Raw genomic sequence first — 13204 nt, 5'->3', positions numbered from 1 at the left:
CGGTTATAAGACGTAGACAAAAATAAACAGCCCAACCCACACCACATCAACAAAGTGCCAGTACCAGCAAGAGGCTTCAAAACCAAAATGGTTTTCGTCGCCAAAGTGGCCCTTGATAATGCGTACCAGCATGGTGGCTAAAATCAGCGTGCCGATAATCACGTGCACACCATGAAAGCCGGTCAAAATAAAGAATGTTGCCCCGAAAATTCCGGCTTCCAAGGTAATGCCATAATGGGCGTAGGCCTCGTAGTATTCGACACCCTGGATCATGATAAAGCAGCAACCCAATAGCACCGTTCCCGTTAGCCAGTTGCGGCAAGTCTTCCGGTCACCCACTTTTAAAGCTTCGTGAGCAACGGTGAGCGTGATGCTGGAAGTTATCAAAATCAGCGTGTTGACGAGAGGCAGTTGCCACGGGCTAAAGACTTGTTCAGGGCCGGCAATGGATGAGTCCGGTGGATTCAACAACGGCCAAGTGGCGACAAAGTCAGGCCATAGTAATGCGGAAACACCTTTTGCCCCCTCTCCCCCTAACCATGGAATAGCAAACATGCGTACGTAAAACAGCGCGCCAAAAAAGGCGGCAAAAAACATTACTTCCGAAAAAATGAACCAGCCCATCCCCCAACGAAATGAGCGATCCATCTGCTCATCATAAAGCCCTCCCCGAGACTCACTAATGACGTCACGGAACCAGAGCCCCATCACCGCAAGAATGCCTACCACACCGATTAACACCAGCGGTAACCCGGTGTCATAAACGAGTTTAATGCCCGTGCCGACCATCATGGCGCCTAGGGCAACCGAGCCGAGAACAGGCCATCGGCTACTCGCCGGAACATAATAGCTACCACTGCTCATATCGCTTCTCCCGCCGCTTTATTATTTTTAGGCGTGTTACTGAGATTGTTTATAGGGTCGTTTACAAGCTCGTTGTTAGCGCTGCTCTTAAGCGTATTATCCAATGCAGCATTTTGAATCACATGCTCTATCGGGTAGAGGGTATACACCAGTGTAATAGTATTAATATCGTCGGGCAGATCACGCGCTAGCTGGAATACCAACGGTATGGTTAACCGCTCATTACCCTGCAACTGCTGCTCCTGAAAGCAGAAACAGCTGATTTTACGTAGATGCGTCGTGGCAGTAGAGGGAGACACACTGGGCACTGCTCTCCCCCAGCTTTCGCTACTGCTATTATTGGTGAAGGTAAAATCGACTTCCGCCATTTGCCCGGGGTGCACACTCATCTGGCGCATTTCAACGCTCATTTGCCACGGCAGGCCCGGGCTACCACGCGTGATAAATTGCACATTTATATAGCGCGACTCATCGACTTCTTCGTGCACGACGCTCTTCGCAGTGGCGTCCACCTTGCCGTTAATACCAGTAATGCTACAAAAAACGTCATAAAGCGGCACTAGTGCAAAGGCAAAGCCAAACATGCCTATCAATACGGCGATTGTTCTAATAACCGTGCGGCGCACACCTACCTTTGCCTGCTCTTGGCTATCCATAACACCTCTTAGGCCAGTGACCCATGTGCTTTATGTCATTGCTAGTGGGACGTACGATGAAACACTGGCGGCGTTTCAAACGTATGCAGTGGTGCTGGACTAGGCACCGTCCATTCTAAATCCTCGGCCCCCTCCCAGGCTTTTGCTGGCGCTTTTTTGCCACCGCGCACGCACAGTATGACGCCCAATACAAAGAGCAGTTGAGATGCGCCAAAGAAGAAGGCACCGATGCTTGAGAGTAAATTAAAGTCCGCAAACTGAAGGGCGTAGTCAGGGATCCGCCGCGGCATTCCCGCCAAGCCTGCGAAGTGCATGGGGAAGAAGGTTAGATTGACACCAATAATCGAGAACCAGAAGTGCCACTGGGCCAGCTTCTCATTGGGGTAATGCCCAGTCCATTTAGGCAGCCAGTAATAGACCCCCGCCATAATCGCAAAGATTGCCCCCGGGACTAGCACATAGTGAAAGTGGGCAACGACGAAGTAGGTATCGTGATACTGAAAATCCGCCGGTGCAATCGCCAGCATAAGCCCTGAAAAACCACCAATGGTAAACAGCACCACGAAAGCCAGAGCAAACAGCATCGGCGATTCAAAACTAATCGAGCCGCGAAACAGTGTGGTTACCCAGTTAAATACCTTCACGCCGGTTGGCACGGCGATCAGCATGGTGGAATACATAAAGAACAACTCTGCCACCAAAGGTAGACCCACTATAAACATATGGTGGGCCCAGACTAAAAATGACAGCAGTGCAATGGCCGCAGTGGCGTACACCATGGAAGCGTAACCAAACAAAGGCTTACGCGCGAAGGTGGGGATAATCGCTGAGACAATACCAAAAGCTGGCAGAATCATAATGTATACTTCGGGATGCCCAAAGAACCAGAATAGATGCTGGAACAACACCGGATCCCCACCACCTGCCGCATCAAAGAAGCTGGTGCCAAAGTTGATATCCATCAACATCATCGTGATGACACCCGCTAGCACCGGCATTACCGCAATTAATAGGAAAGCGGTAATCAGCCATGTCCATACGAATAGCGGCATATCCATTAAACGCATACCCGGCGCACGCATATTTAAAATGGTCGCGATGATGTTGATGGCACCGAGAATAGAACTAATACCGGCAATATGTAGCGCAAGAATAAAGAAAGTTGTCGAAGGTGGAGCAAAATTCGTCGACAGCGGTGCATAAAACGTCCAACCAAAATTAGGGCCGCCGCCGGGCATTAGTAGCGTTGAAAGTAGCAGTGTGAATGAAACAGGAAGAAGCCAAAAACTGAAGTTATTCAACCGAGGTAACGCCATATCTGGCGCGCCAATCTGTAGCGGTATCATCCAGTTGGCTAAACCGGTAAAAGCAGGCATTACCGCACCAAACACCATGATCAAGCCATGCATGGTGGTCATCTGGTTGAAAAATTCAGGCTCGACCAGCTGCAGGCCGGGCTGGAAAAGTTCCGCCCTAACCACGAGGGCGAATATCCCCCCGATGAAAAACATCGTCAGCGAAAAAATCAAATAAAGGGAGCCAATCTCTTTATGATTGGTGGTCAGTAGCCAGCGAAAAATGCCTTTCGGCGGCGCAGCATGACCATGGGACTGCCCATCGGCGACGGCCGTGGTGCTATGTTGCAGCGGTGGCTGAGGAGGTAGTTTGGGCGCCATGTGTCTCTCCGAAATATTGTTGTCTAATTGAGTGGCAAACCAACATCACTGGGCAATTAACTCAGCTACTGCAGAGGGCTGCACGACATCACCCGTATCATTACCCCAGGCGTTACGCGTATAGGTGACCACAGCCGCTATCTCAACAGGGTTTAAGGTGCTACGGAAAGCAGGCATAGCAGCACCCGATACACCGTTGACGACCCTATCTAGATGCCAATCCACATCATTGATGAGCTGTTCGTTATTTGCCAACGCGGGAAAGGCGGGTGGAGAACCTTGGCCTTCGGCCTGATGACAAGAGGAGCAGATCGATTGATACACTGATTCGCCGCGCTCAACTAGCTCATCCATTGCCCATTCACGGTCAACCCCCATGGCTTCCTGCTCAGCAGCCTCTTTGCGCTCAGCTAGCCAGCCATCAAACTCCTCCTCCTCCACAGCGTGCACCACCACAGGCATAAAGCCGTGGTCGATACCGCACAGCTCAGCGCACTGCCCGCGGTAAATACCCGGCTCGTTGATCTTCACCCAATTCTCATTGATAAAGCCGGGAATCGTATCCTGCTTAACCGCTAAATCCGGCACCCACCAAGAGTGAATAACGTCATCTGAGGTCATTAGAAAGCGCACTTTACGATTTATCGGCAGCACCAGCGGCTCATCAACCTCTAATAGGTAGTGCTCTCCGCGAGTTTCTTCTCCGCTGATTTGCGTTCTCGGCGTACTCATATTGGAGGTGAATGCCACATCTTCCCCCAGGTATTCATAGCGCCAACGCCACTGCTGGCCGGTAATCATTACATCCAACTCGGCGTCTGATGAGTCATACATGTTTTTTAAAGTTGCGGTGGCGGGCACCGCCATACCTACCAGGATCAAGATAGGGATAGCTGTCCATAACACTTCCACACTAGTGTGCTCATGAAAGTGGGCGGCCTTTGCACCTTTGGAATGGCGATAGCGAAACAGGGAGTAGAACATTGCCCCAAATACCACCAATCCAATCACGACACATATCCAGAATATGGTCATGTGCAGGCCGTAAATATCGCTACTCACATCGGTAACGCCGACAGGCATGTTCCAACCGTTCGTTTGAGCCTGCGATCCACTTGCAGCAAGGGATACGGCCATTAGCCACCACCGTGAACGCATAGAGACCTCCAGTTTTATTGTTGTTATTTCTTATCGTTAGATTAGGGTAGGATGAAATTAGATATTAGCAGTATAGAAAATATGTGCGATTCGTCACGCTTTGCTTATTTAACGCTATCAACGCTTTTCAGCGGGCCGCAAACATGGCCAAAAAAACAAGCATCAAAACGAACAGTAGCGTGATCACCACCCCCGTAACGAGGTAGGCTGCGGGCCTGCCACTGCTAAAGTCCTCTTCCCGCTTTTGATTACTTTGAACGCCTAGTAGGGCTGCTAACACTGACTTGACTACAGACCACATACCACCTCCGGTTTTCTTTGGCTCTCGTATCAGTCTATGGCTGAAGGGTTAGCCACTATTATCATAGACCTACATAAGCATTTACAGCCACGTAAATGACCACCTATAGTTTCTCAATGTGAGATACTCAGCCAATTCTCAGGATCAGCGCCACCCAATGGAGTGCCTTATGCTCAAGCGCCACCTCGCCTTACCCATCACACTGTTTTTGATCATTCCACTGCTGCTGGCAGGCTGCACGACTTACACTTGGCCGGATGGGTCTAAGGAAACCGTCATCGGCGTAGTGCCTGAAGAAGAGAATCAACGCTATGAGGAAGAACGCGTAGATGGCGTGCGCTATCGCATTCCCGATGAAATCCCGAAAAAGCGCAGCGAGTAATTATCGGAGTCGAAGCAGCGAAACCGGTCACGCCTTTCGCTTGGTATGCGCAGTGGCGGGTGCTGTCAGTGGGTCTTCAGGCCAGGGATGCTTTGGATAGCGACCGCGCATCTCTTTGCGTACTTCAGGATAACCCTTCTGCCAAAAGCTAACCAAGTCCTGGGTGACTTGCAACGGCCGACGCGCGGGAGAAAGCAGGTGAATCATTACGGCAACGGCACCATCGACAACGGTGGGCGTTACCCGCCAGCCAAAGGCCTCTTGCAGTTTCAACGCTAACACAGGTGGCCGCTGGGAAAGGCACGGCAGGTAGTCTAAGCCAACCTGTTTGCCGCTAGGAACCTCAAGCGCTAATGGGGTTAACTGCTCGAATTCACGTTGTGCTTCCCAGCTCAGTGAATTGAGCAAATAGCGCTCTAGCGGCAATTTCTCAATTTGACTCAACCGTTTAATACCGATTAGGTAAGGGGCTAGCCAGTTCTCTAATGAGGCTAATAGCGCTGGCTCGGACCAGTCGGGCCACTCGTCCCCCTGGTACTCGCGAAGTAGCGCCATTCGCCCGCGCAACTGCTGTAAATTATCGCCAAATAACTGCTCGGGCCGCTGGCGTAGTGCATTCAATAGCGCCTCTTTCACCGCCTCCTCGGGTAAGTGTGCTAGAGGTCGTTTGGCAATGACGAGGCTGCCGTGAGCTTGCACCTCTTCACCAATTAAACGGCCCTGTTCTTGCGACCACGCCACTCGTGGCTGCCATTGGCGAATACCAGGATATAGCGAAAGCAGCGACTCAAGTGATAGCGGTTCGCCTGAGATGATCCGCGCCTGGTCGCCAGCCGCACTGTTTAATGCGACAGCGACAACGTAGTCTTGATGCGCCAACGTATCGTTTAACGGCAGCGTAGCGGTTTTGCCATTGGCAAGCCGAAACTTACCCGGCTCAATTGACTGGCCAAGGCGCTCAGGGTACGCCAGCGCTAAGAGTGGCCCAAGCGGTACTAGCACGGCGTCATTAAGTGCCACTCCTGCTCGCTTAGCCAGCCTAAGCGCTTCGCGATGCCAACTGGGGAAGCGTTTAGGCTGACGAAGACGCAGTGCTAACGCATCATGCAGGGATCGCTCGTTGCTGTCGCGCTCTTCAAGGAGTGCCGCTATTCCACAGGCTAGTGGTACAGTATTAAACTCTGAAGCCCGCTCCAGCATCACGGCAACTCTCGGTTCAACTGGCCATTTGGCACAGCGGCTACCTAGAGGGGTAAGCCTGCGTTCGTGATCTAACACGCCTAATTGCTCGAGCAGCGATTGGCCACTGCGCCAGGCACCCTCCGGCGGCGATGTTACCCAGCTTAGCGCTTGGGGTGATGCGACGCCCCAGCACGCCAGTTCGAGCACTAGCGATGAGAGATCCGCTTGCTGAATTTCAGGCTCACCATAAGGCGCCAACGGCTGCTCCTGGGCCCAGAGCCGAAAACAACGGCCTTCCCGCTGACGCCCTGCACGCCCCCGACGCTGATCGGCACTGGCGCGATTGATCCGCCGGGTCGTTAAACGGGTTAGCCCGGTACGCGGCTGAAAAAGTGGCACCCGCTCCAGGCCACCGTCAATCACCACATTCACACCATCCACGGTAATGCTCGATTCGGTGATGGCGGTGGAGACGATAATGCGCTGTTTCGATGTATTCGCCGCCAAGGCTGCCTGCTGTACAGCAATACTCATTCTGCCGTGCAGCGGCCGAATCGCCAGATGGGGCAGCGTTTTTTCCAGCGCCTGAACCAAGCGATTAATTTCGGCGACACCGGGCAAGATTACCAGTATGCCTTGCGTACCAGGCAGTGAGAGCGCTTCCTCGACCACCCGAATTGCGTGGCTAATGCTCTCCTCACCACTCAGGGAAGGACGATAAGCCGTCGCCACAGGATACTGACGCCCATGGCACTCAATAACAGGTACTTGCTCGCCCAACACCCGCTTGAGCGCTTCGACATCCAAGGTTGCCGACATCACCAGTAGGCGCAAATCATCGCGAATACTGGTCTGCACATCCAGCGTTAGCGCCAATCCCACATCAGCTTCTAAACTGCGTTCATGGAACTCATCAAAAATGATCCCGGCAACGCCTTCTAACAGCGGGTCATCTTGCAGCATGCGAGTGAGTACGCCCTGGGTGACTACTTCCAAGCGGGTTTGCGCGCTCACACAGCTATCACCGCGCATGCGATACCCCACCGTTTGGCCAACGTCTTCACCCAATTGCCGGGCCATAAAGCTGGCTGCCAAACGCGCAGCTACACGACGAGGCTCAAGTAACAGTAGTTTTTGCCCTTTGACCCACTCTTCTTCAAGTAAACAGAGCGCCACGCGGGTGGTTTTACCCGCCCCCGGCTGGGCAATCAGCATCAGCCGATTATGGGTAGTCAAGATGGTTTTAAGCGGATCAAGATACTGACCAATAGGCAAAGCGCTCATGTGAAGGTCACTTTTCCACACTGTGAGCGTCTGCACTGCTTTTAGGTGCAGAATTATTGGGCGCGGGTGAAGTAACGCCGCAGCCTTTTAGAATAACGTGCTCAAGAAAGCTGGAGATGGATTCAAGGTCATCCTCGGTTAACGCATCGCGGCCTAGAATACCGCTGACCTGGGCACTATATTCAGTGTAGTGCTGGGTGGCAGACCAAATCAGGAAAATAAGCCAGCGCGGATCGACAGCATCCATTTTTCCCTGGGCTGACCACTGGCGAATGATCGCGGCACGAGAGGAGACCCAGTCGCGTAACTCGCCGCCCAGATAATCACTTAAGAAGGGAGCACCGGCTAAAATTTCCGCCGCAAAAAGTTTTGAGCCTTCGGGATAGCGCTGCCCCAGCACCATTTTAGTGCGAATAAAGTCACTGAGTACCGTCGCGGGATCACTATCAGGAGTAATGTCTTCAAGCACTTCGTTCCAGCGGCGCATCATGCGGTTAAGCAGTCGCACATAAAGCGCTTGCTTACTGCCCATGTAGTACAAAATATTGGCTTTGGGGAGACCGACTCGATCAGCGATCATTTGCAAGCTCGCCCCGCGGTAGCCGTGCTGAGAGAACACCTCCTCAGCGGCCACCAGAATACTTGTTTCTATTCTTTCCCGGCTAGGGCTTTCATGAGTGGCAGAGACGGCGGTCATTAACAGTATTCCCCAATAGCGTGAGTGATTGTTAGCTTGAATGTTTAATTACACATGAATGCTTAGCTGGGTGAGAAGATAGACTGGACTGCCCCAAAAGTTAGCATTTCACACCAGCTTGCCCCACTCCTGTGCAGTGAGCAAATACTTGCAAGGTAGGGCGTTTTGTCCCAAGCTCAACCTATATTGACCGATCGGTCAAAAAAATTCCGGTCTATACAATAACAGTGGAGTTCGGCATGGCAACGATGACGTTCCTGCTCAATGGTACCCCTCAGCGGTGTAACGTTTCACCCGACGCCAGTATTTTAACGCTACTGCGCGAGCATTTGGCCCTAACGGGCACCAAAGAGGGCTGCGCTTCCGGTGACTGTGGCGCCTGCACCGTGGCGATTGGCGAGTCAACGGCTGGTAGCCAAAAGTTTACCAGCGCTAACGCCTGTATTACGCCCGCTCACCAGCTACAGGGCAAGCACTTGGTCACCGTTGAAGGGTTATCGGAAAAAGGTCGCCTACACCCAGCCCAGGAAGCGATGATCGAATGCCATGGCAGTCAGTGTGGTTTTTGTACGCCAGGTATCGTTATGTCGCTTTTCACCTTGCATAGCGATCTTACTCAACGCCCTACTCCCCTTTTACAAGAACTATCACCTGAACGCCTAGAAGCCGCTCTGGGGGGTAATTTGTGCCGCTGCACCGGCTATCGTCCTATCCGCGATGCGGCGCTGCGTATGAATGATACGCCCTATGAGCGCCCTCAGTGGTTCGACGCGACGTTGCCAGCGTCAGAAAGCGACACTCAGACCGCCGATTCGGCAGGAACTGCGCCATTTTTTGCTCAGCCAGCGTCTTTGGAAGAGCTAACGCAATTGCGTCGCGCAACTCCCCAGGCGCGCTTGGTGGCAGGCGGTACTGATCTTTGGTTGGAGATCACTCAGCGCTTGGCGCCGCTTGATCAGTTGATTGACGTTTCCCGGGTTGCCGAGCTATTGACGGTTGAAGAGGCTACCCATGGACATCAAACCGGCTGGTGGATAGGCGCCGGGGTTACCTATACCCAGCTCGAACCGCTATTTGAAAAGCACTTTCCTGCGTTTGCTCACCTGCTGCACCGGCTTGGCTCCCAGCAAATTCGTAATCGGGGAACGCTGGGTGGCAATATCGCCAATGCCTCACCTATTGGTGATACGCCACCCGTGCTACTTGCCTTGGGAGCTCAGGTGGAACTTGCCAGCACAAACGGCAAGCGTTGCTTAGCGCTGGAGGATTTCTTCCTCGATTACAAAAAGACCGCTTTAGCGGCTGATGAAGTCGTTTCGCGGATTTTCATTCCGCAGCCGGTTGAGGACAGTCAATTACGCGTTTGGAAGTTATCCAAGCGTCGCGAAGATGATATCTCTGCGCTACTCGGTGCCTTTAGCTACCGCATTGAACAAGGCACCTTGCACGATGTACGCATCGCTTTTGGGGGAATGGCCGCTATTCCCAAGCGCGCACAAGCTGCCGAAGCTGCGCTGGAAGGGTGCACCATCAGCGTGGAAGCTTTTCGCGCCGCTCAGCAGGCACTTGATGACGACTTCCAGCCCATGAGTGATGTGCGGGGCAGTCAGCATTATCGCCGGCAAGCTGCCAAGAACCTGCTTGAACGTCTCTATCTTTCTCTCTTAGCGCCCGACCACGAGGTGATGCTCCATGCGTACGCTCACTAAACTGGACGGCGATAGCAGCCGTGCTCGCCGTGAACTACACGACCACATCCAAGGCTCAGGGCCCTTGGCACGTCATACGGTGGACAGTAATGGCCAGCGACAGGCGGGAAGCGCAAGTTTTCACGAAAGTGCTGAAAAGCACGTCACCGGCAAGGCCGCTTATATTGACGACTTGGTACTCCCCGCAGATGCCCTGCATGTGGCGCTTGGCCTATCGCCCGTCGCCCACGGCACCTTAACGCAGCTTGATCTCAGCAAGGTGAAAGAGGCACCAGGGGTAGTCGATGTGATTACCTTTCATGAAGTGCCAGGGCATACCGATATCGGGCCGGTCTTTCCGGGCGATCCCATTTTTGTCGATCAAGCGATCAGCTACGCAGGCCAATGCCTCTTCGCCGTTGCCGCAACGTCGCTGCAGGCCGCACGTCGTGCCGTCAAGCTAGCCGCCATTAGCATAGACGAGCAACCTGCCAGTTTAGATCCGGTGGCCGCAACGGAGCGTGAGGAGTTTGTGCGCCCGACTCATGTGCAGACCCGTGGAGATTGGCAGCAGGCGCTTGATCAAGCGGAACAACTGATTGAGGGTGAGCTATTCGTCGGTGGCCAAGAGCACTTCTATCTGGAAGGCCAGGCCTGCGTGGTTCACCCCACCGAGGATGAGGGCGTTGTCGTCCATACCTCCAACCAGCACCCCAGCGAAACCCAGAAGCTGGTGGCGGAGGTGCTCGATATTCCTTTTCATGCCGTGACCGTAGAAGTGCGCCGTATGGGTGGTGGCTTTGGTGGCAAAGAGACTCAGGCCTCCCCCTGGGCGTGTATAGCCGCGATTATTGCCCGCCGCACAGGCAAGACGGTGCGACTCCGCTTACCGCGCAGTGAAGATATGCGCGCCACGGGTAAACGCCACCCTTTCCATAACCGCTATCGACTCGCCATTGATGCTGAGGGCGTTATTCAGGGTGGTGAGATTACGGTGATCGGTGACTGCGGCTACTCGCCGGATCTTTCCGACGCTATCGTTGATCGCGCTATGTTCCACGCCGACAACGCCTACTCGCTAGGGGACGCCCAGGTAGTCGGTCATCGAGCAAAAACCCATACCGCCTCTAATACCGCATTTCGGGGCTTCGGTGGCCCCCAAGGAATGATGATTATCGAAGCGGCCATGGATGATATTGCCCGCCAGATTGGCGAAGACCCACTGACTGTACGTAAGCGCAACTTCTACCGCGATGGCCGCGAGGTGACTCACTACGGCCAGCAGGTCGATCAGCGGCAACTCCTGCATACGCTCGTTGAAACCCTAGAAATCGACAGCGATTACTGGACACGGCGCAAAGCGGTCAGTGACTTCAACGCCACCAGCCCTATCATTAAAAAAGGACTGGCACTTACCCCGGTTAAATTTGGCATTTCGTTTACCGCCCAGCACCTTAATCAGGCGGGTGCTCTTCTGCATGTTTACACTGACGGCAGCGTGATGATCAATCACGGCGGTACCGAGATGGGCCAAGGGCTACATACTAAAATTTGTCAGGTAGTGGCTCGGGAGCTGGGCCTGGATCTGGAGAAGGTACGCATTACCGCTACGCGAACCGATAAAGTCCCCAATACCTCCCCTACCGCTGCCTCTAGCGGTGCTGACTTAAACGGTATGGCCGCGCGGGATGCCGCCAGTAAACTGCGAGAACGCCTGTTTGATTTTGCCGCCGAGCACTATTCAGAGGGCTTGGATCGCGAAGGGATGCGCCTGGAAGATGGCATGCTAGTGGCCGGGTTCGGCGAAAGCGAGCGCCGCATATCTTGGGGTGAGTTGGTGCAAACAGCTTACCTCAATCGCATATCGCTATCTGAAAAAGGCTTCTACGCCACACCGCTTATTCACTACGATCGTTCAGTTGGTCAAGGCCGGCCCTTCTACTACTACGCGTTTGGCGCGGCAGTGGCAGAAGTAAGCGTGGATACCTTGAGCGGGGAGTATCAGGTCGATCGTATCGATATCTTGCACGACGTGGGAGACTCACTAAACCCAGCCATTGATATTGGTCAGGTGGAGGGAGGTTTTATTCAAGGAATGGGCTGGTTGACCAGTGAAGAGCTTAAGTGGAACGACAAAGGCGTGCTTGTCAGCGATGGCCCGGCGACCTATAAAATCCCTACCTTTGGCGACCTACCGCCCGTCTTCAATGTCGCGCTAATGGAAGGCCATCCCAACTCCATGGCCAGTCTCTACCGTTCAAAAGCAGTCGGTGAGCCACCTTTAATGCTCGGTATCAGTGTGTGGTCAGCGCTGCGCGATGCGCTATCGAGCCTTACTGGTTACGCCATCTCTCCTCACTTAGATACACCGGCCACACCAGAGCGGGTCATGCTGGCAGCCAACTCTATCAGGAAGAAAGTGCTGTGAGTTCTAGTCAAAACCCAGAAAGCTGGCATGCGGCGCTACACCGCTTACAGCGCGACGGCATACCGCATGTATTAGCCACTCAGGTAACCAGCGCAGGCTCCACTCCCCGGGAGCCTGGCGCACGCATGGTGATCACCGACGATGCGATCTTCGATACACTAGGTGGCGGTACCTTTGAGTGGCAAACCATTACCGCTGCACGTGCCTGTTTGACAGAAAAACGCTATGGCCTCAGTTTGGAAGCCTTTTCTCTAGGCGGACGAAGCGGCCAATGCTGTGGTGGGTTCGTTAATATCCTCTTGGAAGCCTTTCCTGGCACTACAACGCACATAGCGATCTTTGGTGCAGGGCACGTAGGGCAGCAACTGGTAAAGCTAAGTGCGCCGCTTCCCTGGCAATTACACTGGTACGATAGCCGAAGCGATGCGTTTGCCGAGCAGTACCATCAGCATCAGCATCAGCAGCAGCCGCGACTTAGCTGTTATTCACTCCAAGATGCACAGCAAAGTGTTGCCGCCTTACCTGCTGATAGCCACGCACTGGTATTGACGCACAACCATGACGAAGACTATGCGCTGATCAAAGCGCTGATCGCGCGCGATGACATCGCGTCGATTGGGCTAATTGGTTCTGACAGCAAATGGGCAAGCTTTGAAGGACGCCTTAAGCGCGATGGTTACTCCGCCGATCAAATTGCGCAGGTGCGATGCCCCATCGGCCACATCCACGCCACTAAGCTGAGTAATAAAACGCCCTATGCGATTGCTTTAACGGTGGTGGCTGAACTGCTTTGGCTAACGGACACGCCCTCTTCGCAAGAAAACCGTGGCCTTGACCCCCAGGCAGTGCGAACGCTAATGACCGATTCTCCGACGACCCCGAGTTGAT

The 13204-nt window shown here is 53.6% G+C and carries 11 protein-coding genes; 4 read left to right on the top strand and 7 right to left on the bottom strand.

Annotated features, from left to right (window positions below; translation table 11 throughout):
• Positions 1-3 precede the first annotated feature (3 nt).
• The 5 genes from AC4EYZ_RS23815 to AC4EYZ_RS23795 all read right to left on the bottom strand — a co-directional run bounded on the left by AC4EYZ_RS23815 (position 4) and on the right by AC4EYZ_RS23795 (position 4655).
• The gene (locus AC4EYZ_RS23815; protein WP_022523291.1) at positions 4-864 is read right to left on the bottom strand and encodes a cytochrome c oxidase subunit 3; all 861 of its coding nucleotides are present in this window, start codon (positions 862-864) and stop codon (positions 4-6) included.
• On the bottom strand, positions 861-1520 hold the full coding sequence (locus tag AC4EYZ_RS23810) for a cytochrome c oxidase assembly protein (RefSeq protein ID WP_022523290.1): 660 nt from the start codon (positions 1518-1520) through the stop codon (positions 861-863). Before AC4EYZ_RS23810 ends, AC4EYZ_RS23815 begins: the two co-directional genes overlap by 4 nt.
• Positions 1521-1561: 41 nt before the next feature.
• Positions 1562-3196 (bottom strand): cytochrome c oxidase subunit I, encoded by a 1635-nt coding sequence (ctaD, locus tag AC4EYZ_RS23805; RefSeq protein WP_009287788.1) that lies wholly within the window; start codon positions 3194-3196, stop codon positions 1562-1564.
• Positions 3197-3241: 45 nt separating this feature from the next.
• The gene (gene coxB, locus AC4EYZ_RS23800) at positions 3242-4354 is read right to left on the bottom strand and encodes a cytochrome c oxidase subunit II (RefSeq protein WP_009287787.1); all 1113 of its coding nucleotides are present in this window, start codon (positions 4352-4354) and stop codon (positions 3242-3244) included.
• A 127-nt stretch (positions 4355-4481) separates the two neighbouring features.
• The gene (locus tag AC4EYZ_RS23795) at positions 4482-4655 is read right to left on the bottom strand and encodes a DUF2970 domain-containing protein (RefSeq protein WP_081742603.1); all 174 of its coding nucleotides are present in this window, start codon (positions 4653-4655) and stop codon (positions 4482-4484) included.
• 169 nt (positions 4656-4824) lie between these two features.
• Between AC4EYZ_RS23795 and AC4EYZ_RS23790 the strand changes: the two genes are divergently transcribed.
• Positions 4825-5037 (top strand): hypothetical protein, encoded by a 213-nt coding sequence (locus tag AC4EYZ_RS23790; RefSeq protein ID WP_490204059.1) that lies wholly within the window; start codon positions 4825-4827, stop codon positions 5035-5037.
• Positions 5038-5064: 27 nt separating this feature from the next.
• Here the strand turns inward: AC4EYZ_RS23790 and hrpB are convergent, their stop codons facing one another.
• Positions 5065-7503, bottom strand: a complete 2439-nt coding sequence (gene hrpB / locus AC4EYZ_RS23785) for an ATP-dependent helicase HrpB (RefSeq protein WP_490204058.1) — start codon at positions 7501-7503, stop codon at positions 5065-5067.
• Between the two features lie 7 nt (positions 7504-7510).
• The gene (locus tag AC4EYZ_RS23780; protein WP_022523285.1) at positions 7511-8200 is read right to left on the bottom strand and encodes a TetR family transcriptional regulator C-terminal domain-containing protein; all 690 of its coding nucleotides are present in this window, start codon (positions 8198-8200) and stop codon (positions 7511-7513) included.
• Between the two features lie 239 nt (positions 8201-8439).
• Here AC4EYZ_RS23780 and xdhA point away from each other — a divergent pair, with 239 nt between their 5' ends.
• The 3 genes from xdhA to xdhC are packed head-to-tail and all read left to right on the top strand — an operon-like array spanning position 8440 to position 13203.
• Complete coding sequence (gene xdhA, locus AC4EYZ_RS23775) at positions 8440-9909, top strand: xanthine dehydrogenase small subunit (RefSeq protein WP_474192561.1); 1470 nt, start codon at positions 8440-8442, stop codon at positions 9907-9909.
• Complete coding sequence (xdhB, locus tag AC4EYZ_RS23770; RefSeq protein ID WP_233975191.1) at positions 9893-12316, top strand: xanthine dehydrogenase molybdopterin binding subunit; 2424 nt, start codon at positions 9893-9895, stop codon at positions 12314-12316. Before xdhA ends, xdhB begins: the two co-directional genes overlap by 17 nt.
• Positions 12313-13203 carry a xanthine dehydrogenase accessory protein XdhC gene (xdhC, locus tag AC4EYZ_RS23765; RefSeq protein ID WP_474192562.1) on the top strand — a complete coding sequence of 297 codons (891 nt, stop codon included), beginning with the start codon at positions 12313-12315 and terminating at the stop codon, positions 13201-13203. Before xdhB ends, xdhC begins: the two co-directional genes overlap by 4 nt.
• Position 13204 lies beyond the last annotated feature (1 nt).

This window comes from Vreelandella sp. 162(4c) (genome assembly GCF_058152265.1).
The sequence above is the reverse complement of the archived record's forward strand: the minus strand, read 5'-3'. Positions and strand labels throughout refer to the sequence as shown.

Bases quoted from the DNA above. Each gene is read 5' to 3' on its own strand.
- AC4EYZ_RS23815 (WP_022523291.1), bottom strand. From the start codon at position 864: ATGAGCAGTGGTAGCTATTATGTTCCGGCGAGTAGCCGATGGCCTGTT.
- AC4EYZ_RS23810 (WP_022523290.1), bottom strand. From the start codon at position 1,520: ATGGATAGCCAAGAGCAGGCAAAGGTAGGTGTGCGCCGCACGGTTATT.
- ctaD (WP_009287788.1), bottom strand. From the start codon at position 3,196: ATGGCGCCCAAACTACCTCCTCAGCCACCGCTGCAACATAGCACCACG.
- coxB (WP_009287787.1), bottom strand. From the start codon at position 4,354: ATGCGTTCACGGTGGTGGCTAATGGCCGTATCCCTTGCTGCAAGTGGA.
- AC4EYZ_RS23795 (WP_081742603.1), bottom strand. From the start codon at position 4,655: ATGTGGTCTGTAGTCAAGTCAGTGTTAGCAGCCCTACTAGGCGTTCAA.
- AC4EYZ_RS23790 (WP_490204059.1), top strand. From the start codon at position 4,825: ATGCTCAAGCGCCACCTCGCCTTACCCATCACACTGTTTTTGATCATT.
- hrpB (WP_490204058.1), bottom strand. From the start codon at position 7,503: ATGAGCGCTTTGCCTATTGGTCAGTATCTTGATCCGCTTAAAACCATC.
- AC4EYZ_RS23780 (WP_022523285.1), bottom strand. From the start codon at position 8,200: ATGACCGCCGTCTCTGCCACTCATGAAAGCCCTAGCCGGGAAAGAATA.
- xdhA (WP_474192561.1), top strand. From the start codon at position 8,440: ATGGCAACGATGACGTTCCTGCTCAATGGTACCCCTCAGCGGTGTAAC.
- xdhB (WP_233975191.1), top strand. From the start codon at position 9,893: ATGCGTACGCTCACTAAACTGGACGGCGATAGCAGCCGTGCTCGCCGT.